Annotated in this window: 14 protein-coding genes; 8 read left to right on the forward strand and 6 right to left on the reverse strand. The window is 72.5% G+C overall.

What is annotated here, in order from left to right; translation table 11 throughout:
• Positions 1 to 239: 239 nt before the first annotated feature.
• On the reverse strand, positions 240 to 2,816 hold the full coding sequence (locus AB0G15_RS24570) for a DUF6493 family protein (protein WP_362843904.1): 2,577 nt from the start codon (positions 2,814 to 2,816) through the stop codon (positions 240 to 242).
• On the reverse strand, positions 2,813 to 4,135 hold the full coding sequence (locus tag AB0G15_RS24575; RefSeq protein ID WP_362843907.1) for an SWIM zinc finger family protein: 1,323 nt from the start codon (positions 4,133 to 4,135) through the stop codon (positions 2,813 to 2,815). Before AB0G15_RS24575 ends, AB0G15_RS24570 begins: the two co-directional genes overlap by 4 nt.
• A 208-nt stretch (positions 4,136 to 4,343) precedes the next feature.
• Here AB0G15_RS24575 and AB0G15_RS24580 point away from each other — a divergent pair, with 208 nt between their 5' ends.
• From AB0G15_RS24580 to AB0G15_RS24595, 4 genes are all read left to right on the forward strand, one after another.
• The gene (locus AB0G15_RS24580) at positions 4,344 to 5,354 is read left to right on the forward strand and encodes a TIGR01777 family oxidoreductase (protein WP_362843910.1); all 1,011 of its coding nucleotides are present in this window, start codon (positions 4,344 to 4,346) and stop codon (positions 5,352 to 5,354) included.
• A gap of 140 nt (positions 5,355 to 5,494) precedes the next feature.
• Complete coding sequence (locus tag AB0G15_RS24585) at positions 5,495 to 6,772, forward strand: hypothetical protein (RefSeq protein WP_362843913.1); 1,278 nt, start codon at positions 5,495 to 5,497, stop codon at positions 6,770 to 6,772.
• Positions 6,773 to 6,900: 128 nt separating this feature from the next.
• Positions 6,901 to 7,200 carry a hypothetical protein gene (locus tag AB0G15_RS24590; protein WP_362843916.1) on the forward strand — a complete coding sequence of 100 codons (300 nt, stop codon included), beginning with the start codon at positions 6,901 to 6,903 and terminating at the stop codon, positions 7,198 to 7,200.
• 420 nt (positions 7,201 to 7,620) lie between these two features.
• Positions 7,621 to 8,211: a hypothetical protein gene (locus AB0G15_RS24595; protein WP_362843918.1), complete on the forward strand. Its 591-nt coding sequence runs from the start codon at positions 7,621 to 7,623 to the stop codon at positions 8,209 to 8,211.
• 54 nt (positions 8,212 to 8,265) lie between these two features.
• Here the strand turns inward: AB0G15_RS24595 and AB0G15_RS24600 are convergent, their stop codons facing one another.
• Positions 8,266 to 9,204, reverse strand: a complete 939-nt coding sequence (locus AB0G15_RS24600) for a helix-turn-helix domain-containing protein (RefSeq protein WP_362843920.1) — start codon at positions 9,202 to 9,204, stop codon at positions 8,266 to 8,268.
• Between the two features lie 86 nt (positions 9,205 to 9,290).
• On the opposite strand from AB0G15_RS24600, the gene AB0G15_RS24605 reads away from it, so the two are divergent.
• Positions 9,291 to 10,538 (forward strand): MFS transporter, encoded by a 1,248-nt coding sequence (locus AB0G15_RS24605; RefSeq protein WP_362843923.1) that lies wholly within the window; start codon positions 9,291 to 9,293, stop codon positions 10,536 to 10,538.
• A 169-nt stretch (positions 10,539 to 10,707) separates the two neighbouring features.
• Here AB0G15_RS24605 and AB0G15_RS24610 read toward each other — a convergent pair whose 3' ends face one another.
• On the reverse strand, positions 10,708 to 12,564 hold the full coding sequence (locus AB0G15_RS24610) for a protein kinase (RefSeq protein WP_362843926.1): 1,857 nt from the start codon (positions 12,562 to 12,564) through the stop codon (positions 10,708 to 10,710).
• A 97-nt stretch (positions 12,565 to 12,661) separates the two neighbouring features.
• Positions 12,662 to 14,023, reverse strand: coding sequence for an FAD-linked oxidase C-terminal domain-containing protein (locus tag AB0G15_RS24615; RefSeq protein ID WP_362843929.1), 1,362 nt, complete (start codon positions 14,021 to 14,023; stop codon positions 12,662 to 12,664).
• Positions 14,024 to 14,214: 191 nt separating this feature from the next.
• On the opposite strand from AB0G15_RS24615, the gene AB0G15_RS24620 reads away from it, so the two are divergent.
• The 3 genes from AB0G15_RS24620 to AB0G15_RS24630 all read left to right on the forward strand — a co-directional run bounded on the left by AB0G15_RS24620 (position 14,215) and on the right by AB0G15_RS24630 (position 18,316).
• The gene (locus tag AB0G15_RS24620) at positions 14,215 to 16,995 is read left to right on the forward strand and encodes an immune inhibitor A domain-containing protein (RefSeq protein ID WP_362843931.1); all 2,781 of its coding nucleotides are present in this window, start codon (positions 14,215 to 14,217) and stop codon (positions 16,993 to 16,995) included.
• Between the two features lie 111 nt (positions 16,996 to 17,106).
• The gene (locus AB0G15_RS24625; protein WP_362843934.1) at positions 17,107 to 18,045 is read left to right on the forward strand and encodes a diacylglycerol kinase family protein; all 939 of its coding nucleotides are present in this window, start codon (positions 17,107 to 17,109) and stop codon (positions 18,043 to 18,045) included.
• 115 nt (positions 18,046 to 18,160) lie between these two features.
• Positions 18,161 to 18,316, forward strand: coding sequence for a hypothetical protein (locus AB0G15_RS24630; protein WP_362693218.1), 156 nt, complete (start codon positions 18,161 to 18,163; stop codon positions 18,314 to 18,316).
• Between the two features lie 171 nt (positions 18,317 to 18,487).
• On the opposite strand, the gene AB0G15_RS24635 is transcribed toward AB0G15_RS24630, so the two are convergent.
• Positions 18,488 to 20,146 carry an NERD domain-containing protein kinase family protein gene (locus tag AB0G15_RS24635; RefSeq protein ID WP_362843937.1) on the reverse strand — a complete coding sequence of 553 codons (1,659 nt, stop codon included), beginning with the start codon at positions 20,144 to 20,146 and terminating at the stop codon, positions 18,488 to 18,490.
• Between the last annotated feature and the right edge of the window lie 51 nt (positions 20,147 to 20,197).

Raw genomic sequence — 20,197 nt, forward strand, 5'->3', positions numbered from 1 at the left:
TCCTTTTTGGCCTTTCTGGGCCTGGCCAACTACGGGGTGTGGTGGGGGTTTACCCCCCCCGGGCCCCCGCGCCGCGCACCGTGCGAGCCGGTCCGTCCGCACGGTGCGCGGCGCGAAGCTCTCCCGCGGCCGCGCCATCCATGGGACGACCGCCCGCTCCCGGCCGGAGGGCGGTGAACCCCCGACGGCCGGGCCGCCGGTCAGGCGGCTCCCGGGACGTCGGGGGTTCAGGGCGTTCGTCAGGGTGAGAGCAGCCGGGTGAGGCGGAGCGCCTCGCGGACCATCCGGCTCGACCCGCCGCGCGCGGCGATCGCGGCCAGGCCGGGGACCGGCGTGGTGTCGCCGGGGGGAGCGGTCCTGAGACCGAGCGCGATGAGGTCGGCCAGGCCGCTGGGCGGCCGTTCCCCGTCGGCGGGCAGCATGTGCGGAAGGGCGGCCGCGACGGCCCGCCACACCTGCGCGCCCGCGCCCGCCCGTTCCGCCTCGGCCAGCGAGGGGATGACACGGCTCAGCGTCACCATGCCGTTCCTGACCAGGTGGCCGAGCTGGTCCCCCAGGTCGGCGGCGGGCAGGTCGCCGGTCGCGGCGAGGACGAGAAGCAGGTCCAGGGCCGCCGTACGCTCCGCGGGGTCCTCGTGGTTCAGGTAGAAGACCAGCATGGTCGCGAAGGCGGGGCCGAGGGGGCCGTCCGCCCGCGCGAGATCGTGAAGGATCGGCAGCCGGGGACTGTTCTCGGGCCAGTCCCAGCTGAAGAACGGCAGCAGGTGGGCCGCGACGACCTCGCGGTGGGAGGGCATGACCCCGGCCCACCAGCTCATGGAGCCGCCGCGGTTGTGAACGTAGGTCTCGGGATCGCGGCACAGCGGGTCGACCAGGTCGAGCTCGACCGGCGAGGCCGCGACGAACGAGGCCGCACGCGGGTCGTAGGGGTACAGCGGCTGCTCCCCCTCGTCGAACCAGCGGCGGGAGGCGCCTGCGAGGTAGCTGTACCGGACCGTCACCACGGGATCGGCCAGCCCCTCCCCGGACATCCACCGCGCCACGAGCCGCCCGGCTGAAGTGGTGAGCCCGGCGGCCCTCGCGGCGACCTCGGCGTCGACCCGCCGGGGGATCCGCAGCAACGCCTGCTGCAGGTCGGCGTCCGGCGGGTCGACGCCTGCGGCTTGCAGCCGTTCGAGACGGGCGAGGAGCTCGGCCGGGTCCACATGGCCGTCGGCGCTCGTCGGGGTGGCCAGCAGCACCGGCGGCAGGGCGTCCTCCCGCGCCGCGGTGACGAGCTCGGCCATCCGGCGCAGGGTCAGCACGTGCGGCACCGAGACATGGCCGGGCCCCGGAAAACGGGGCTCGGACGACGGCGCCGACGGAGAGGCGACGGCCCGCATGGCCGCCCACAGCCACGCCAGCGGGTTGTCGTTCTCGCTCCATCCCCACCTGCGGACCGGCACCTGGGCCAGGACCGCCCGCACGGCCTCGCGGTCGCGGTGGGTGAGCTCGACCAGCCCCGCCATCAGCCGTTCGGTCTCCAGCCGGTCGAGCTGACTGTAGGGGTCGGCCGCGAGCCGGGCGAACTCCGCGCCGAGCTCGGCCGCCGTGGCGATGGGCGGCGGTAACTCGACCCGGGGAAGCCGCGGGGCGACGAGGAGGACGGGCCCCTCCTCCTTCTCGCCGGGCCGCTCCGCGACGCCGAGGAGCGCGCGCAGATCGGCGGGCAGGGCGCCGGCCGCGTCGCGAAGCGCTGCCGGGTCCAGGTGCGCGGCGTGCTTGACAGCCAGCCGAACGGCGCGTTCCTGCACGTCGGAGGCCTCGTGAGCGAAGGCCGTCGCCAGGGCCCCGGCCGTCGCCCCGGCATGGTCCGGCGACAGCCGCACGGACCGGTCGAGCCACGAGAGACCGGCGCGCACGAGCTTCTTCTCCGGCCGGTACATCAGCGCCTCGAGGGCCTCGGCGAAGTCGCCGGGGGACACGGCGGGCAGCTCGCGCAGGTGGCCCAGGGCGAGCTCGGCGACCGTGCCGGGCGCGGACGGCAGCAGCCGCAGGTAGTCGCGGGCCCGGGACCCGACCTCGGCGGGGGTGGGTTCGAGCGCCTGGTGCAGGCGGACGAAGAAGCGCAGTTCCAGCGCGGTGCCGCCGCGCAGGAACCGGCCGACGCACCCGTCCAGCAGCATCGCGCGGTCGACCCGGCCGTCGGCGGCCAGCGTGCGAAGCCCGCCCAGCCAGGTGCCGCCGGAGGTGGGGTCACCGTCCCACTGCAGGGCCTCGCCGACTCCCCGGGCGTGAAAGATCCGCGGCAGGAGCGCGTCCAGCAGCGGGTCGGCGGCCAGCACCTCGGCCACCCGCCCGCGGCCGAGCGCCGCCGACACCCAGCCCACGACGAAGCCGTCGTCGGCCGGCGGCTCGATACCCGTCCGGTGGATCAGGGACGCGGTCAGCTCGTAACTCGGGTCGCTCCCGCGGAGCCTCTCCGCCAGCCGCGCCGCCAGCTCGGCCTGCCACGCCTGCGGGCGGGCGCCGACCAGGCCGAGCAGCCGATCGGTGTCGTCCACCGTCTCGCGGGAGCCGACCAGGCCGCGCCGGGTGAGCCAGGACGCGACGGAGGCCGCGGCGGCGATCGTGCCGGCGCCCGCCGCGCGCAGCGCCTCGGCCCGGTCCCCGGCGCCGCGCCAGGAGTCGAGATAGAGCCGGATCTCCTTGAGATGCCCCGGCAGCCGCTTGGCGACCTCGCGCCTGGCGGCGTCGTCCAGGGTCACGACCAGCTTCGCGACGCCGTCGGCGTCGCTCCTGTCGATCAGGTCGCGTACGTCGTCCCACGCGCTCACGCCCGGGCTCCCTTCATGATCTGTACGGCGAGCACGTGCTTGCACGGTCCCCGTCGTCCTTGGTGCCTGGCCCACCACGGGCAGGTACAGGAGGTGCCGCGCACCTCGCGGACCTGGTCGCCGGAGGTCACCAGGGCCCGGCCGGGCCCGTCGAGCCGTACCGCCCCGCCGCCGGCGAGCTCGCGGGCGGCCCTGGCGCGCGGGTTCATCGCGGCGACCCTGTCGCGGTCGTAGGGCAGCTCGCGGTGGAAGTAACCGGCCTCGGCGGTGTCGTAGCCCACCCGGCCGGCCGCGCCGAGCTGGGTCAGCGCGGCCCGCACCCGGGACGCGTCGAGACCGGAGCGCTCGGCGAGCAGGTCGGGCTCCACCCTCGGCTCGAAGGCGAGCAGCGCGCCGACCAGGTCGGCGTCGTCCGCGGCGTCGTCGGAGGCCAGCGTCCGGAGCACGGCCCCCTCGGTGGAGAAGGAGCGCCCGCTGTCCGGGGACAGGGTGAGCACGTAACGCATGCCGGGTAGCTCCAGTTCCCACGCGCTCGCCACGGCCGCGTCCGGGCGGGCCGGGCCGTACAGCCGCAGGGTCCTGGCGAAGCGCAGCAGCGTGAGCATCGTCGCCAGCCGGTCGGGGCCCGGCAGGCAGACGGCGCCGGGCGCCGGGCCCGCGGTCAGCCGCAGCGAGCGGCCCGAGGGCACCGCCCACAGGGTGGAGCCGGCCCGCCGGGGCAGCGTGCGCAGGAAACGCGCCGCCTCCGGCCCGCTCAGCTCGGCCCGCGGGTCGAAACCCGCGGTGACGAGCTGGACCTCGGCGAAGCCGCGCAGCCACCGTTCGGGCAGTGGCACCTTCTTCTCCACCACCGCGCCGTCCAGCGTGGTGACGGCCAGCTCGTCGCGCCCGACGCCCAGGTGGAGGGGGTCGGCGCCGCCGACGCGCGCCAGCGCCTCGCGCAGCGGGCCGTTGACGTCGACGTTGGTGGTGCCCAGGTCGACCACCTCCCCGTCGAGGGCGCGTTCCAGCACGTCGAGGCGGGCGTAGACGCCGCCGCAGGCGGAGAACGACTCGAAGCGGAGCCGGTCGCCGTTGCAGGTGACCACCGGATCGCGGGAGAAAGCCGGGGCCGGGCGGTCGTAACGGGCCTGCGCCACGTTCGCGACGGCGAGCAGCCCGGCCGCGGCGGGGGCGGCCTCGGTCAGCAGGCCGCTGAAGAACCGGGGATGGCTCAGCGGGCCGCGCGCGGTACGCCCGCCCGAGGTGGACAGGGCCAGCCGCCCGGCGGTGAGCGTGGAGGGTCCGGCGTACGCGTACGCCTGCACCGCGTTGGTCATGATCGGGACCGTAGCCGTGGTCGCCGACATTTCTCACAACGGAGACCGGTTTTGTCTGTGGCGAATCAGCGCCCGGCGGCAGAGGTCGCCGTCCGTTCGCCTCCGCGGGCTCCGAGGTGCGCCGAGCATTCCCCGGTGTGGAGGGCGACCCCCTTTTGAACGCGTTCAGCGCTGTACTACGGTGGTCCCACACGTTCTGGGGAGTCCGATGAAGATAGTGATACCCGGAGGAAGCGGTCAGGTCGGCGCGATCCTGGATCGTGCGCTGACGGCCGCGGGGCATGACGTCGTGGTGCTGACCAGGCGGCCGGCGCGTGAGCGTGAGGTCCGCTGGGACGGGGAGACACCGGGACCCTGGGCACGGGAGATCGACGGCAGCGACATCGTGGTCAACCTGGCCGGGCGCAGCGTCAACTGCCGCTACACCGCCGCCAACCTGAAGGCCATGATGGACTCGCGTGTGCGCTCCACCCGGGCCGTGGGCGAGGCGATCGCGGCCGCCGCGCGGCCTCCCCGGGTCTGGCTGCAGATGAGCACCGCCACCGTCTACGCCCACCGCTTCGACGCGCCCAACGACGAGGCGACCGGCGTGCTCGGCGGCACCGAACCCGGCGTCCCCGGCTACTGGGCCCGCAGCGTCGAGATCGCGAAGGCGTGGGAGCGGGAGCAGGAGCGGGCCGAGACCCCGCACACGCGCAAGGTCGCCCTGCGCACCGCCATGGTGATGAGCCCCGATCGCGGCGGCGTCTTCGACGTCCTGCTGCGGATGGCGCGGCTCGGCCTCGGCGGCCCGATCGCGGGCGGCGCGCAGTACGTGTCCTGGATCCACGACCGCGACTTCGTCCGCGCCGTCGAGTTCCTGGCCGGCCGGGACGACCTCGCCGGGCCGGTGAACCTCGCCGCCCCCGATCCTCTGCCGCAGCGTGCGTTCATGCGCGCACTGCGCGCCGCGTGGGGTGTCCGGGTCGGCCTGCCCGCGACGAGGTGGATGGCCGAGCTCGGCGCGTTCGCGCTGCGCTCGGACACCGAACTCCTGCTGAAGAGCCGCCGGGTCGTCCCCGGCCGCCTGCTCGAAGCGGGTTTCGCCTTCGAGCACGCCCGCTGGCCGGAGGCCGCCGGCGACCTCGTACGGCGCGTGCGCGGCGGGTCCGGCGTCACCGGACGCCTGGTCCGCGATCCATGCTCGTTCGACCGGGACAGCGCGCTCGACGACCGTTGACGTGCCGTTCGAGCTTCCCGAGGCGCGTGGATGGCGGTGACGCGTCCTTACGGAGCCCTTACGGCGGTCTCGCGACCCGTGACCGATCGGAGTCCTACGACGATCATCTGAGGCGTAGAGATCACGAGAAGCGAGGATTCATGGCACGCACCCTCCGTCCGCTGCGCCTTCTCATCGCACTCCCGTTGAGCGGTATGGCCCTGGCACTGATCGGGACCCTCCCCGCCGCTTCGGCCGACACCACCGCTTCGGCCGACACGTCCCCGCGGCCTTCCGCAGGGGCCGGTGATCCCGCTGTCGCCCCGGCCTTCCAACCGGCCCGCAAACCGAGACCGACGCGCTGGCCGACTCCGCCCCCCACTCCGACCCCCACCCCCACCCCCACTCCCACCCCGGCCCCCACCGCCTCCGGCTGGCAGGTGATACCCGATCCGGAACTACCGCTGGGCAGCCGCCTGTCGGACGTCGCCGCCATCGACGCGAACCACGCCTGGGCCGTCGGCTATCAGGGGTCGACGTACAGCGGCCCGCTCCCCGAGCGGCCGTACGCGCTGCTGAGCTGGGACGGGACGAGATGGGCGGAGCGGACGCTCCCCGACAGGCCCGCGAACCTGGAGGTGGTCGGCGCGTCAGGCCAGGACAACGTCTGGGTCCTGGGGAAGACCGTCGGCTACTCCACCTACGCCGCACGCTGGGACGGCAGCGCCTGGAACAGCTACCTTCCCTTCCCCGGCAACCAGAACATGGGCTTCAACGACATCGCCGTCACGGGGCCGGACCAGGCCTGGATGGTCGGGGGCTCGAACGGCCGCCCCTTCATCGTCGAATGGGACGGCCAGGACTTCAAGCCGGTGTTCACCGGAACCAACGACGGCCCCACGTCCGCACGCCTGATGGCCGTGACCGCCGCTGGGGAGTCCGACGCGTGGGCCGTGGGCCGCACCGACGACAGACCGCTCGTCATGCGCTGGGACGGCACCTCCTGGCGTGAGACCCCCACTCCCTCCATCGCCGGAGCCGAGCTCTGGGGCGTGCACAGGGTCTCGGCGAACGACGTGTGGGCGGTGGGCTCGATAGATCGTGAGAGCCTCACCCCCAAGCCGCTTCTCCTGCACTGGGACGGCGTCACGTGGCGGACGGTCGCGTCTCCGATCACCACGGCGCTCTACAGCATCACCGGTGACGAGTCGGGACGCCTCTGGGTGAGCGGCTACAACAGGGAGGGCACCACGTTCCTCCGCTACGTGGACGGCCGGTGGACGACCGCGGCCGCACCCCTGATGTTCGGTCACACGCCCTTCTTCCAGAGCCTCGTGAGCGTTCCCGGCACCACGGCCACCTGGGCGGTCGGAGCCGTGTCCCACCCCGGCGGGTACCCGTCGCAGCATGTGATCGCACTTCACGGGACACTCGGCTAGAACCGGCCGGCCGGGCGGCGAGGGCACCTTCCGCCGCCCGGCCGGCCGAAGGACGAGAACCCCTCCGGGTTCGGCCGCAGTGGCTCCAGCCGCCCTTCCATGACAGTGATCCGTGCGAGCCGCCCCAGATGACGCACTTCTTGACGGCGGGGAGCCGTACGGGGCCCGCGTGGACGGTGAACCTGCCGGAGCCGCTCGCGGTGGAGCCGCCCTTCACCTGGAGGACCGCGTTCATCGCGATCTTGGACGGGAACACGTACCTGGACATGGTGACGACGCGGTTCCTGCCCTGGGCGGTGTTGCAGAGGATCCAGGTTCGCCTCCGCCACACCCCGCTCGCGCATCGACAGCGCCGACGTCACCGAGAGCGTCGCGAGTGCCGGGGCGAGCCCCTTGCCGGCCTGCGCCGGCGCCACCGGCGCGGGTAGGGGAACACGGAGATTACTGGACTGCATGGTCCAGTCTTATGTCACCGCAAATTGGACTGGCAAGTCCAATTTAAGGGGTGGCACTCCCGGAGGCCCGCAACGGGGCGAAGGCGGCGTCCGCACGCTCCGGACTCCCCGGGGCGCGGAAGGCGGTGCCGTACGGCCGCCGGCGCCGATCCTCACCCGCGGGCCGCGGGTCACGGGACCGGTCGCCCGCCTTCGTGGTCACCTTTCGGCACCCCGTGCTCCCGTGGCACGCGCAGGCCCGCCTGGAGCGGTTCGCGGCGCGGCCGGCCCGGTTCTTTCGGGGTGCTTACGTCCCTCTTTCGGGGTGCTTACGTCTTCGCGCACCCACTCAACTTCCTGGCCGGCAGCGCGCACGATGACGAGCGTCATGACCGCAAGGAACGGAGTTTCCCCATGCGTCGATCGGCTCTCTACCGGGCCACCGGGGCGGCCGGCCTCGTCTGCGCCGTGCTGCTGCTCGTCAACATCCTGCGCCGCGCGGGCGCGCTGCCGGAGACCGCGCTCACCCATGCCGTCGCACCGTTCGGCGCGCTCGCCGGCCTGTTCGCGATCACCGGCCTCTACTTGCTGATACGCGGTACGGCGGGCGGGCTCGGCCTCGTCGGCTACCTGCTCAACTCGGCCGGCCTGGCGGGGGCGTTCGCGATCGAGTACACGCTGCACTACGTCTTCCCGCTGCTGGGCAGGCCCACGATCGACGGGCTGCTGGCCGGGGGCACCGGACGGGCGTTCCTCGTCACCTCGGTCGTGCTGATCGCGGGAGTCCTGACCTTCAGCGTCGCGGCCCTGCGCTCTGGCGCCCTCCCGGCCGTCGCGATCGCGCTCTACGCCGCCGGCATGGTCCCGGGCTCGCTCAGGAACCTGGTGCCCGTACCGGTCTACCTGGCCGGCCTGGTGATCGCGGCCGTGGGCATCGCCTGGATGTCCGCACGGCTCTGGACCGCCCGGGAGGAGACCGCCCCCCTCCGGGCCGCCGGCGTCTGACAGCGGTGGCGGCGTGGTCCGCCGCCTGCGCGCGGCGGCGCCGCCGGACGCCGGTCAGCGGAACGAACGCCGGTAGGCGGCCGGGGTGGTGCTCAGCGCCTTGCGGAAGCGGCGGCGCAGGTTGACCGCCGAGGACAGGCCGACGCGCTGGGCGATCGTCTCCACCGGAAGGTCGGTCTCCTCCAGCAGGGCGCGGGTGCCTGCGATGCGCCGGTCGAGCAGCCAGCGGCCCGGGGAGATGCCGAGCTGCTCGGTGAAGTGGCGGCTGAGGGTGCGCGCCGACATCCCCGACCGGGCCGCCATGTCCTCCAGGGTCAGCGGCCGGTCGAGGTTGGCGGTCATCCAGTCGAGGAGCGGGGCGAGGGAGTCGGGGACCGGCCCGGTCGTCGGCAGCGCGGGGTACTGGCGCTGGCAGCCCTCCCGGTGCGGGGCCGCCGACAGCTGCCGGCCGATGCGCATGGCGAGGGCCGCGCCGTGGTCGCGCCTGACCTGGTTGAGGCACAGGTCGACGGTGGTGGCCGTGGCGCCCGCCGTCGCGACGTCGCCGTGGTCGACGTACAGGACGGTCGCGTCGGCACGGACCCTCGGGTACAGCCGTCCCAGCTCGTGGGTGAGCTCCCAGTGGGCCGCGGCGCCGCGGCCGTCCAGCAGTCCCAGGCTCGCCGGGACGTGGACGCCCGCGCAGATCCCGACGATCCGCGCGCCGCGGCCGTGGGCGGCCAGGACCGCCGCGCCGATTTCGGCGGAGACGTCAGGGCCGGGGCACCAGCCCGCGATGAGGATCGTGTCGGCCTCCGCCAGGGCCTCCAGGCCGTCGTGGACGACGATGTCGGCGCCCAGCGTGGTCGGGATCGGGCCGGGCCGCTCGGCGCAGAGCCGGAAGTCGTAGTGCTGGGGGATGTCGGGACCGTGGTAGCCGAACACGGCGGACGCGCAGGTCACCGGGTACATCTCCTGTGTGGGGCCGACCAGGGCGACGACGCGATGCCTCATGGCAAGAATGTACCTAACAATGTCATTCGGGACGTCTGCGGGGATATGCGCCGATATCCAGAATGAGTGGTCATGGAGTTCGTCACATGACCGCGATTCTCGATCGTGAAGATGCCCCGAGCGTCCCGCCCACGCTCTGGACCAGGGATTTCTCGTTCTATTTCGCTGCCCGGGTGGTGTCGCTGCTGGGCGACGCCATGATGCCGGTCGCGACGGCGCTGGCGGTCGGCGCCGTCTACGGGGTCTCGGGCGTGGGGTACGTTCTCGCCGTCTGGACAGCGCCCTTCGTGCTGTTCGTGCTGTTCGGCGGGGTCTTCTCCGACCGGATCGGCGCACGCGCCATGATGGTCGGCGCGGACCTGGTGCGGATCGTCACCCAGGGCGTGCTCGCCGTCGCGTTCTTCACCGGCACCCCGTCGCTGTGGCTGCTGATGGTCGCCTCCGCGCTGTCCGGTACGGCCGCCGCGATGTTCCAGCCCGGCGTCAACGGCATGGTCCCGCTGGTCGCGAAGGACCCCCAGCGGGCCAACGGCACCCTCAAGATCGCTGACGCGGCCACCCAGCTCGGCGGCCCGGTCCTGGCCGGAGCGCTGATGGCGCTGACCGGCGCGGGCGCCGTCTACGCCCTCGACGCGGCCACCTTCCTGGTCAGCGGCCTCTGCCTGGCCCTGATCAGGCTCGCCCCCGCCGCCGGGACCGGGGCCGGGGCCGGGGGCGGGGGCGGGAAGTCCTCGACGGTCCTGCTCGACCTGCGGCGCGGCTGGACGGAGTTCCGTTCCCGCAGCTGGATGTGGTCGGTGATCCTGGTCTGGGTCTTCTTCGGCATGTTCGTCTTCGGCCCCTACATCCCGCTCGGCTCCCGGCTGATCGGCGATCGCCTGGGCGAGGCCGCCTACGGCTGGGCGATGGCCGCCCTCGGCGCCGGCACCGTGATCGGCGGCCTGGTCGCGATCCGCTTCCGTCCCGCCCGCCCGCTGGCCGCGGGCGCGGTCGCCCTGACCGGCTTCGTCTGCATCCCGCTGTCGGCCGCCCTGGAGCTCCCGCCTCTCCCGCTGATGGCGGGACATCTGCTCGGCGGCGCCTCCTGGGCGTTCTGGTCGGTGATGTGGTCGACGAGCGTCCAGACGCAGGTGGCCCCGGACGTCCTCAACCGGGTGACCGCCTACGAGGTCGCCGGCTCGGTCTCGGGCGTCGCCGTGGGCCAGGCCCTCGTCGGCCCGGTCTCCTCGATCGTCGAACCCCGGGACCTGCTGTTCGTCTCGACCGGCGTCGCCGCCGCCGTCTGCGCCGCCCTCCTGCTCATCCCGCCGATCCGCCGTCTGCGCCGGATCTGACCGCCCGGGCGGGAAGGGATCCGCACGCCCGAGCGTCTGATCACCGCTTCCGGCACTCCGAGCAGCCCGGAGTTCCGGTCGCTCCCGGGGGGTTCCGCTCCGGCGCTGCCCGAGGACGGCTTTCGACGGCGAACGACAGGAACCGGCGGGACCTGCGGCACCTCTGTGCTCAGCCGCAGTGGCTCCAGCCGCTCTTCCACGACAGCGATCCGTGTGAACCGCCCCAGATGACGCACTTCTTGACGGCGGGGAGCCGTACGGGGCCCGCGTAGACGGTGAACCTGCCGGAGTTGATCGCGGTGGAGCCGCCCTTCACCTGGAGGACCGCGTTCATCGCGATCTTGGACGGGAACACGTACCTGGACATGGTGACGACGCAGTTCTTGCCCTGGGCGGTGTTGTAGAGGAGATAGACGGTCGCCGCGCGGCCCAGGGCCCTGGAGGCGACCACCTTGTAGCCGCTCCCGCAGACGCCGGTAGCCGTGTGGGGGTTGGGCCTCTGGCTCGGCGTGGCGGTGACGATGGGCTTCACCGTCGGTTTCGCCGTGGTGGGCCTGGACGTCGGGCTCGGAGACGACGAGGGCTTGGGGGTGCCGCTCGGCCGCGGCGAGGTCGTCGGCTTCGAGGACGGGGCCGGCGTGGGGGTGGGGGTCCGCGAGGGGGATCCGCTGGGCTTCGGCGTCGGCTTCCCCGTATCGGGGTCCTGACCCCCGGCCGGCCGGGAGGTCGGCTGGGAGGTACGCCGGGACGGGTGGGGCGTGATCGCGGCGACCGTCTCCTCCTCCGGGGCCGGCTCCGAGGGCTGGGGAGATTCCTCCACGACGTCGGGGATGAGCGTCGGCTCCTGAGCCGCGGCCTCCGACACGGCGGAAGTCGCCACCGGCCGCGCCGCCGCGGCCTCACCGTCGTCCTGGAGGAACGTCACGGCCCCGGCGGCCACGCCGAGCGCGGCCACCACCGCCACCCCGGCGAGCAGGAGCCCCACCGGCCGGGGAGCCTTCCTCCCGCCGGGCTCCCGGCTGTGCCGTCCCGGTCCGCCCTGCTCAGGCCCGCCGCGCCGAGGCCCGGCCTGTCCGGGCCCGCCCGCCGACGGTCCGGTCTGACCCTGTACGCCCTGCCCGCCCTGCCCGCCCTGTCGCGCGGTCGTCCCGGGCACGGGCGCGGGTCCGACGCCGGTACCGGGGAGGGGGAAGGCGGCCGGGCGCGGCACCGGGGTGGTGGGGCCCGAGCCCATCAGGTGGCTGACGAGCTGCTCGGCGGTGGGGCGCTGGGCCGGGTCCTTGGAAAGGCAGGCCGCGACCAGGTCGCGCAGCGGTCCTTCCAGCGGGCCCAGTTCCGGCTGCGCGTTCAGGATCCGGTTGATCACGACGGCGATGGAGTCCTGGCCGAACGCGGGCGTGCCGGTCGCGGCGAACACCATCGTGACGCCCCAGGCGAACACGTCGGCCGCGGGCGTCACCTCACCGGGGCCGAGCTGCTCGGGCGCGAGGTAGGACGGGGTCCCCATCGCCACCCCGGTCGCCGTCATCCCCGGCGAGTCCAGCGCCCTGGCGATGCCGAAGTCGATCACCACCGGGCCCTCGGGGCCCATCAGCACGTTGGCGGGCTTGAAGTCGCGGTGCAGGATGCCCGCGCGGTGGATCGCCGACAGCGCGGTGGCCGTGCTGACGGCGAGGCGCTCCAGGGAGGCGCCGCGCCGGGGCCCCTCCCGGTCGACCAGCAGGCGCAGGGACGGTCCCGGGACGTACTCGCTCACGATGTACGGGCGGCTGCCGGCGAGGTCGGCGTGCAGCACGGCCGCGGTGCAGAACCGGGCCACCCGCTGCGCGACCGACACCTCGCGCAGGAAGCGGGCCCTGGCCTCGGGGTCGCCGGTCAGCCCGTGGTGCAGGAGCTTGACGGCGACCTGCTCGCCCCCGGGCCCCCGCCCGAGGTAGACGATCCCCTGCCCACCCTCGCCGAGCCGTCCGATCAGCTCGAACGAGCCCAGCCGCGGTGGATCCTCCTCAGTGAGCGGCTCTGTCACGATGGTCCCCCGAAAAAACCCCGAAAAATGGTTTATGTGTGGCAGAACGCTACCAGCGTGAGTGCCTATGAATAGTTACCGCGGCGCGAAAGCCCGCTCAGATGGCCTTGCCGGGATTGAGGATGCCGAGCGGGTCGAAGACCTTTTTGATCCCGTGGTGGATCTCCTCGGTGACCGGCCCGGTCTCCAGCGCCAGCCAGCGCCGTTTCAACAGCCCGACGCCGTGCTCGCCGGTGAGCGTGCCGCCCATCTCCAGGGTCTCCCTGAAGAGCTCGTCGGCCGCCGCCCACACCTGCGGCGGCGGCTCGGTCAGGGCGTGGTCGAAGATGAAGACCGGGTGCAGGTTGCCGTCGCCCGCGTGGGCGACCGTGGTGATCAGCACGTCGTGCCTGACCGCGATCGCCTCGATCTTCTCGATCATGTGCGGCAGCAGGGAACGCGGCACGCACACGTCCTCCACCAGGCACTTGCCCAGCCGTTCCTTGGCCTGGTAGGCCATCCGCCGGACCCCGATCAGCTCCTCGGCCTCCTGCGCCGACGACGACACCGCCACGAAGGCCGCGCCGTTGGCGGTGCAGAGCTCGGCCATGCGCTCGGAGACCGCGGGACCGTCCGCCGCGTCCGACTGCGCGATCAGCATCGCCCGGGTCGACTCCTCCAGCCCGATGTTCCGCCAGTCGTCGATGGCCTTGAGCGTGTTGCGGTCGAGCATCTCCATCAGCGACGGCTGGCAGCCGGCCGCGATGATCGCCGAGACGGCGGCGGCGGCGTCCCTGAGGGAGGTGAACTCGGCCGCGATCGTCGCCGGGTAGACCGACGGGGCCCTGCGCAGCCGCACCGTCGCCGCGGTGATGACCCCGAGCGTCCCCTCGGAGCCGACGAACAGCCCGGTCAGGTCGTAGCCCGTCACGCCCTTCACGGTGCGCCGGCCGGTGTTGATCACCCGCCCGTCCGCGAGCACGACCTCCAGGCCCATCGCCGAGTCGCGGGTCACGCCGTACTTCACGCACCGCAGCCCGCCCGCGTTGGTGGCCAGGTTGCCGCCGATGGTGGAGATCTCGTACGAGGAGGGGTCGGGGGCGTACATCAGCCCGTGCTCGCGGGCGGCCCGGTCCAGGTCGGCGGTGATGACGCCCGGCTCGACCACGGCCGTCTCGTCGGCGGGGGACAATTCCCTGATCGCCGCCATCTTGTGCAGCGCCAGCACGACGCATCCCTCGACGGCGGTCGCCCCGCCCGCCAGGCCGGTCCCGGCGCCCCGGGGCACCACCGGCACCCGGTGCTCGGTGGCCCACCTCATCACGGCGACGACGTCGTCCCTGGTGTGCGCCAGGACCACGGCGAGCGGTTTCCCCGGTTCCAGGAAGGTGCGGTCCCGCGCGTAGGAGTCGGTCACGTCGGGGTCGGTCAGCACCTTCTCCGGTGCGAGCGCTGCGACGAGTTCGGAGATAGCGGTCACACGTTGGACTGTACGGCCTATGCCAACATGCCTTCTCCGGACAAAACGCACTTTATTGCAGTTTAGCAACATCATTTGGACTCTTGACTCTGACTTTACCTTCTCGTCTAATCTCCCGGTTCGGTGCGCTCATACGGCGGGCCGGTAGTGGGACGCGTCCGGCCAACCCGGGCGCAAGGGAAGGGGACAGGTTGTCCGGCAGAGTCAGCAGCGGAGGCGCCGGCAGGCGTTTTCTCGCGATAGTCCCCGTGCTCGGCCTGGCCGTCACGGGACTGGCCGTGGGCGGTGCCTCGGCCGAGAGCGACACCTCGGTCGCGCGGTACCAGCCGACCGCGGCCGACTACTACATCAACTACGCGCCCCCCAGGGACGAGCCGGAGGTCGACGACCCGGCCGTGCCGTCGGCGAAGGCGCGTAAGGTCAGCCCGTCCAAGAAGATCGCCGAGAAGTACTCCGCGGGCAACCCCGTCGCCGCGCGGGTGCTGGCGGCCCGTGAGGCCCAGGCGATCAGGACGGGGACCAACCCGGCCGACTTCCTCTTCAAGAAGTCGAAGACCGTCAAGACGGCCAAGCTCCTCACGCTGCTGGTGGAGTTCAACGACAAGGCCAACGACGACTTCTCCGGTTTCTCCCGCCCGGCCGACGTGAACAGCGAGGACCCGGCCGAGTGCGTCACCGAGCCGGCGGGCACGCTGCTCAACGGCCCGCTGCACAACAAGATCCCCAACCCGGCCACGCTGTCCCACAAGGACAACAACAGCTTCTGGGTGCCCGACTTCAGCCCCGACCACTTCAACAAGATGCTCTACACCAAGCAGGGCATCACCCAGCGCGTCCGCACCGACCTGACCGACCCCCGGGACGGCCGCAAGGGCATCGACATCTCCGGCTACACCATGAAGAACATGTACGAGGAGATGTCCAAGGGCGCCTACACGGTCACCGGGCAGGCCAGCCCGTGGATCAAGGTCCCGCACTCCGAGGCCTACTACGGCGCGCGCGCCTGCGGCCAGCCGGTGCAGGACATGAGCGGCCACCCGGACAACCCGCTCGGGGCCGGCCAGCTCGCCATCGACGCGGTCAAGACCCTGGCCGCCACCGACCCGGACTTCCCCTGGGCCGACTACGACATCGAGGACGTCGGTGACGCCGACGGCGACGGCAACTTCGCCGAGCCCGACGGCGTGGTCGACCACCTGGTCCTGGTCCACGCGGGCAAGGACAAGTCCTCCGACGGCGGCGCCGAGGGCACCTACGCGATCTGGGCGCACTCCAGCGCGGTGGCCGGCGGCTACCAGGTGCCCGGCGAGAACGTGAAGATCTCCAACTACATCGTGCAGCCCGAGGACTCCGGCGTCGGCGTCTTCGCGCACGAGTACGGCCACGACCTGGGCCTGCCGGACCTCTACGACACCAGCGGCCAGGCCTCCTCGGCCGTCGACTTCTGGGACCTGATGTCCAGCGGCTCGCACAGCGGCCCGATCTTCCAGTCGATGCCCTCCCACATGAGCATCTGGAGCAAGTGGATCCTCGGCTGGGCCGACCCCAAGGTCTTCAACCCCGGCGACCGCGCCGGCCTGGTGACGATCGGCCAGGCCTCGCGCACGCCCAAGCTCACCCAGGACGGCGTCAGGGTGAACCTGACCAGCCCCCCGGTCACGATGGTCGAGCCGCACAGCGGCACCAAGACGTTCTGGTCGAACTTCGACCAGGAGTGGGCCGACGTCAAGCTCGGCCGTGACGTCCAGGTGCCCGCCGGGACCGACCTGAAGTTCTGGATGTGGAACAACTACGAGATCGAGGAGGACTGGGACTACGGTTTCGTCGAGATCTCCACGGACGGCGGCACGACCTGGGCCCAGCAGAAGGTCTACACCGAGGGCGGCGCCCTGGTCTCCACCGACGACGACTACACCGACCCCAACAAGAACCTGGCCACGTTCGGCAACAAGAAGTACGGCCTCACCGGCAACACCGACGGCTGGCGGCACGACTACGTCGACCTCGCCCCGTTCGCCGGCACGACCGTCAAGCTGCGCCTGACCTACAACACCGACGCCGCCTTCACCCCGCGCGGCTGGCACGTCGACGACTTCGCGCTCACCAACGGCGCCGAGACCGTCTGGAGCGACGACCTGGAGAGCGGCGCCGGCGGCTGGACGACCGGCCGCGGCACCTTCAACGGCACCACCGGCGCGGGCTGGGTCGTCAACGACGGCAAGCGCGAGGTCTCCCGGTTCTACCTGGCCGAGTGGCGCAACTTCGACGGGTTCGACAAGGGCCTGCAGTACGCCTACGACACCAACTACTCGCGTGAGGGCGCGTGGAAGGTGGAGAAGGTCAAGTACAACGCCCCCGGCATGCTCGTGTGGTTCCGCGACTCGAACTACACCAACAACTCGGTGGCCAACAACCTCGAACTGGCGCCGAGCATCGGTTCCAAGGGCAGCCTGCTGCTCGTCGACTCCCACTTCGACCCGCTGCGGCGGACCGGCGCGGCGGCCGAGAAGGACACCACCACGCTCAAGAACATGGACGGCCGCGTGCAGACCTCGAACGCCGCCTTCTCCTTCTCCAAGACCTACCCCTTCACCGAGTGCCTCGAGGGGCCCGGCGAGCCCTTCAGCGAGTACTGCACCAAGGTGGCCGCGCAGCGCGGGGTCTCCGAGTTCACCGACGCCAAGACCTGGTACCCCGGGTTCGAGGCGCGCGGCACCAGCCTGTTCTACCGCGACTTCGACGCCTCGGCGGTCGTCCCCTCCAAGGACGACCAGCCCTACAGCACCCGGGTCGTCAACGCCGACGGCACCCCGGCCACCGAGCTGTACGGGACCGACATGGGCAACGGCCACGTCCTCGGCTCCGGCAACCCCGATGACGAGGACAAGGCGCTGGGCGTGAAGATCAAGCTGGTCACCCCGTTCCCGGGCGACCTCGGCGCCATCGTGCAGGTCACCCCGCCCAAGAAGTAGATCATCCCGCCCAACGGGCGGATGAGGGCCCACGGGCCCCGGGGCCCCGCCGTCACCGACGGCGGGGCCCTACCATTTGAACGGGCAACCACCCGATCGGATAGGGGCAGCGTGGGAGAGCTTCGAAGCAAGGCCGAGCACACCGAGGCCATCCGGACCAAGGGCAGGGTCTGCGTGGTCGTCAACACGCGCTCGCGCCGAGGCCGGCGCCACTACCCCGCCGTGGTCCGCGCGCTGCGGGCCCAGGAATTCGGCTCGATCCGCTTCTTCCCGGTGGTCGACACCAAACGCCTGCGCGCCACCCTGGAGCAGGCCCTGGCCGACGAGCCCGACCTGCTCGTCGTGGGTGGCGGCGACGGCACGCTCAGCGCCGCCGTCAAGCACGTCGCCCACCGCGACGTCGCCCTGGGCGTGCTGCCCCTGGGCACCACCAACAACTTCGTCCGCAGCCTCGGCGTCCCCCTCGACCTCGCCGGGGCCATCGGCGTCCTGCGCACCGGGAAGGTCGCCGACATCGACCTGGGCGTCGCCGGAGATCGCGAGTTCGCCAACCTGGCCAGTTTCGGGGTCTCCGTGGAGGTCGCGGGCAGGGTGCGGCACGGGGTGAAGCGGCTTCTCGGCCGAGCGGCCTACCCGCTCACCGCCCTGACGATCCTCCCGGGCCACCAGCCGTTCCGGGCCTTCCTCACCGTGGACGGGCGCCGCCACGAGCTGCTCACCCACCAGCTCAACATCGCCAACGGCCGTTTCCACGGCGGCTGGCAGGTCGCCAGGGACATCAGCATCGACAACGGCCGCCTGGTCGCGTACCAGCTCGGCTCGGGCAAGCGCCTGCGCCTGCTGCTGGAGACCATGGTCCGCGCCGGCAGCGGCCGCTGGCGCAGCCTGGCGGGCGGCCCCTTCGTGGTGGGGCGCGAGATGTACCTGGAGACCGACCCGCCGATGGCCGCCGACGTCGACGGCGAGGTCCGCCTGATGACCCCCATCATGATCCGCACCGTCCCCAACGGCCTGCGGGTGATGGTCCCCGACGACTTCGTCGACTCCTGAGCCCGATGCGGCCCGGGGAGGCCCGAAAGCCCGGGGAGCCGGGAGGCCGGGTGCCGGTGGTGATTGGAACCGTTCTCAGCGGGTAGTCGGAGGGTTCCGACAGATGGAGGACACCATGGCATCGCTGATGGATCGGGTTCGGAACTACCTGCGCACCCCGCAGGGACAGCGGCACATGGAGAAGGCCAAGACGATGGCCCGCGACCCGCGCAACCAGCAGAAGCTGCGCGGGCTCCTTGCCCGCTTCCGGGGCGGCCACACCCGCCACTGACCCGCCGCCCGGCGGGCGCCAGGGCCCCGGCCGAGAGCCAGGGCCCGGCCTCCGCACTGCCGTCGGCCGGACGGGCGGCCGGTCGGCTCACGGCTGCTCTCCCTCAGAGCTGCTCTCCGGTGAGCCTTAACGCTGTTTTCCAGTGAACTTTTACGGCTTTCCCAGTGACCTTTACGGCTGTTTTCCAGTGATACGCCGGAATCTCGTCCTGAGCCTGTCGAGCAGCGGCTCCGGTGCCGGCAGGCCCCCGTGGTGCTCGTCCTCGTACCGCGCGGGTGCCTGCGGGCGGGCGTCCCGCGAGTGGTGTTCCGCCCCGCGCTCCTCCGGCCACCCGGTGTCCGCCACGCCGGCGCCCGCCGCGGCGGGGACCTCGGGGACGCCGGGGAACTCGGGGACGACCTCCCGAAGGGCCGGGGCCTCGGGGTGGCCGAGGTGCCGCGGCCGGAGATCCTGGGGACGAAGGTCCGGTACGGCGGGCTCCGGCGGGCGGGGCCGCCGTATCCGCCGCAGGTCGGCCAGGGCCTCGGCCGCGCCGGGACGCTTGCTCGTCGCGTGGTCGCGCATCCGCCGCAGCAGGTCCATGACCTCCACGGGCGCCTCGCCGGAGGCGGGCTCGGCGTCGGGGGTGATCGGGGGAAGCCTCCCGGTCAGCAGCTGGAAGGCGATCACCCCGGCCGCGTACACGTCGGAGGCGGCCGTCATCCGCTCCGGCATGGCCTGGCACTCGGGGGCCGCGTAATGGGTGTCGAGGACGTTGGGCAGCTCGCTGGCCACGGTGTGCGCGCGGGGGCCCGGCTTGGCGTAGTCGAACCCGGTGAGCATGGCCCGGCCCTCCTCGGTCACCAGCACGCACGCGGGGCTGAGCGCCCGGTGGATCACGTTGTTGGCGTGCACGTGGGCCAGGCCCAGCAGCATGTCCTCCACCACGTCCAGCCGGGCGGCGGTGGAGAGCGTGGACATGGGGGCGGTGAGGTGCAGGTGCAGCGCCTGGCCGTGCACGTCGTCGAGGACCAGCACGAACCGGCTCTCGTCGTCGATGGCGAAGAAGTCACGGGCCCGCACCACGCACGGGTGCGGGGGAATCCTGGTGAGGGCCTGGTAGGCGTTGGTGATCAGCCGTCGCTCGGCCGCCCTCGGTTCCTCCTCGGCCAGCGGGTCGGCCCGGTAGACGCGCAGCAGGACCGTCTCGCTGCCCGGGACCGTCGCGTTGATCGCGCGGTACTCGGTGACCCGGTTGTCGCCGCCCAGCTGCTCCTCCACCTCCCAGCTGCCGAAGCGCGGCGGCGCCGTGGAGCGCCGCACGCTCCCGTTGAGCGCCTCGATGATCGCGGTGCCGTACGGCGCGGTGTCCGTGGTGTGGCCGCGCCTGACGCGGGAGACGTCGCCCAGCGTGCCGATCAGCCCGGCGAGGCCGGTGACGTGCCGCGAGTCGCGGCCGGCCGGGTCGACCAGCTCCGCGTCGGTCCCGGTGAGCACCACGAGGCTGTCGACGTAGACCCGGTCCAGCTCGCGGCGCTCCTGGGTGAGCAGGCCCTTGAGCGCGCGCCCGTTGCCGCGCAGCTTGGCGACGGGGGAGCCGAACGCCTCCCTCCGCTGCGGGAACCAGCGGGTTCCCGCGACCTCGATCCGGCCGCGGGTGCCCTTGACGTCGATGACGCAGAGCGAGTGGCCGGTCAGGACGATCACGTCCACCTCGAAGGTGTCGTCCCCGCGGGGCACCTCGATGTTGTGCAGCAGCAGCCAGTCGTCCGGGGCGTTGTCTCGCAGATGCGCGATGACCCGTCGCTCGGCGTCGTTGACCGGGCTCCCGCCGCCGACGATCTGTGCCATCTCTAGCGTGCCGCCTTTCTGATCGCGCTCATCGTGCCACGCACTATCCCA

The sequence above is a fragment of the Streptosporangium sp. NPDC023825 genome (genome assembly GCF_040639575.1).
Lineage (GTDB): Bacteria > Actinomycetota > Actinomycetes > Streptosporangiales > Streptosporangiaceae > Streptosporangium.

Bases quoted from the DNA above. Each gene is read 5' to 3' on its own strand.
- AB0G15_RS24590 (WP_362843916.1), top strand. From the start codon at position 6,901: ATGACGCACTTCTTGACGGCGGGGAGCCGTACGGGGCCCGCGTGGACG.
- AB0G15_RS24630 (WP_362693218.1), top strand. From the start codon at position 18,161: ATGGCATCGCTGATGGATCGGGTTCGGAACTACCTGCGCACCCCGCAG.
- AB0G15_RS24580 (WP_362843910.1), top strand. From the start codon at position 4,344: ATGAAGATAGTGATACCCGGAGGAAGCGGTCAGGTCGGCGCGATCCTG.
- AB0G15_RS24600 (WP_362843920.1), bottom strand. From the start codon at position 9,204: ATGAGGCATCGCGTCGTCGCCCTGGTCGGCCCCACACAGGAGATGTAC.
- AB0G15_RS24605 (WP_362843923.1), top strand. From the start codon at position 9,291: ATGACCGCGATTCTCGATCGTGAAGATGCCCCGAGCGTCCCGCCCACG.
- AB0G15_RS24635 (WP_362843937.1), bottom strand. From the start codon at position 20,146: ATGGCACAGATCGTCGGCGGCGGGAGCCCGGTCAACGACGCCGAGCGA.
- AB0G15_RS24585 (WP_362843913.1), top strand. From the start codon at position 5,495: ATGGCACGCACCCTCCGTCCGCTGCGCCTTCTCATCGCACTCCCGTTG.
- AB0G15_RS24575 (WP_362843907.1), bottom strand. From the start codon at position 4,135: ATGACCAACGCGGTGCAGGCGTACGCGTACGCCGGACCCTCCACGCTC.
- AB0G15_RS24595 (WP_362843918.1), top strand. From the start codon at position 7,621: ATGCGTCGATCGGCTCTCTACCGGGCCACCGGGGCGGCCGGCCTCGTC.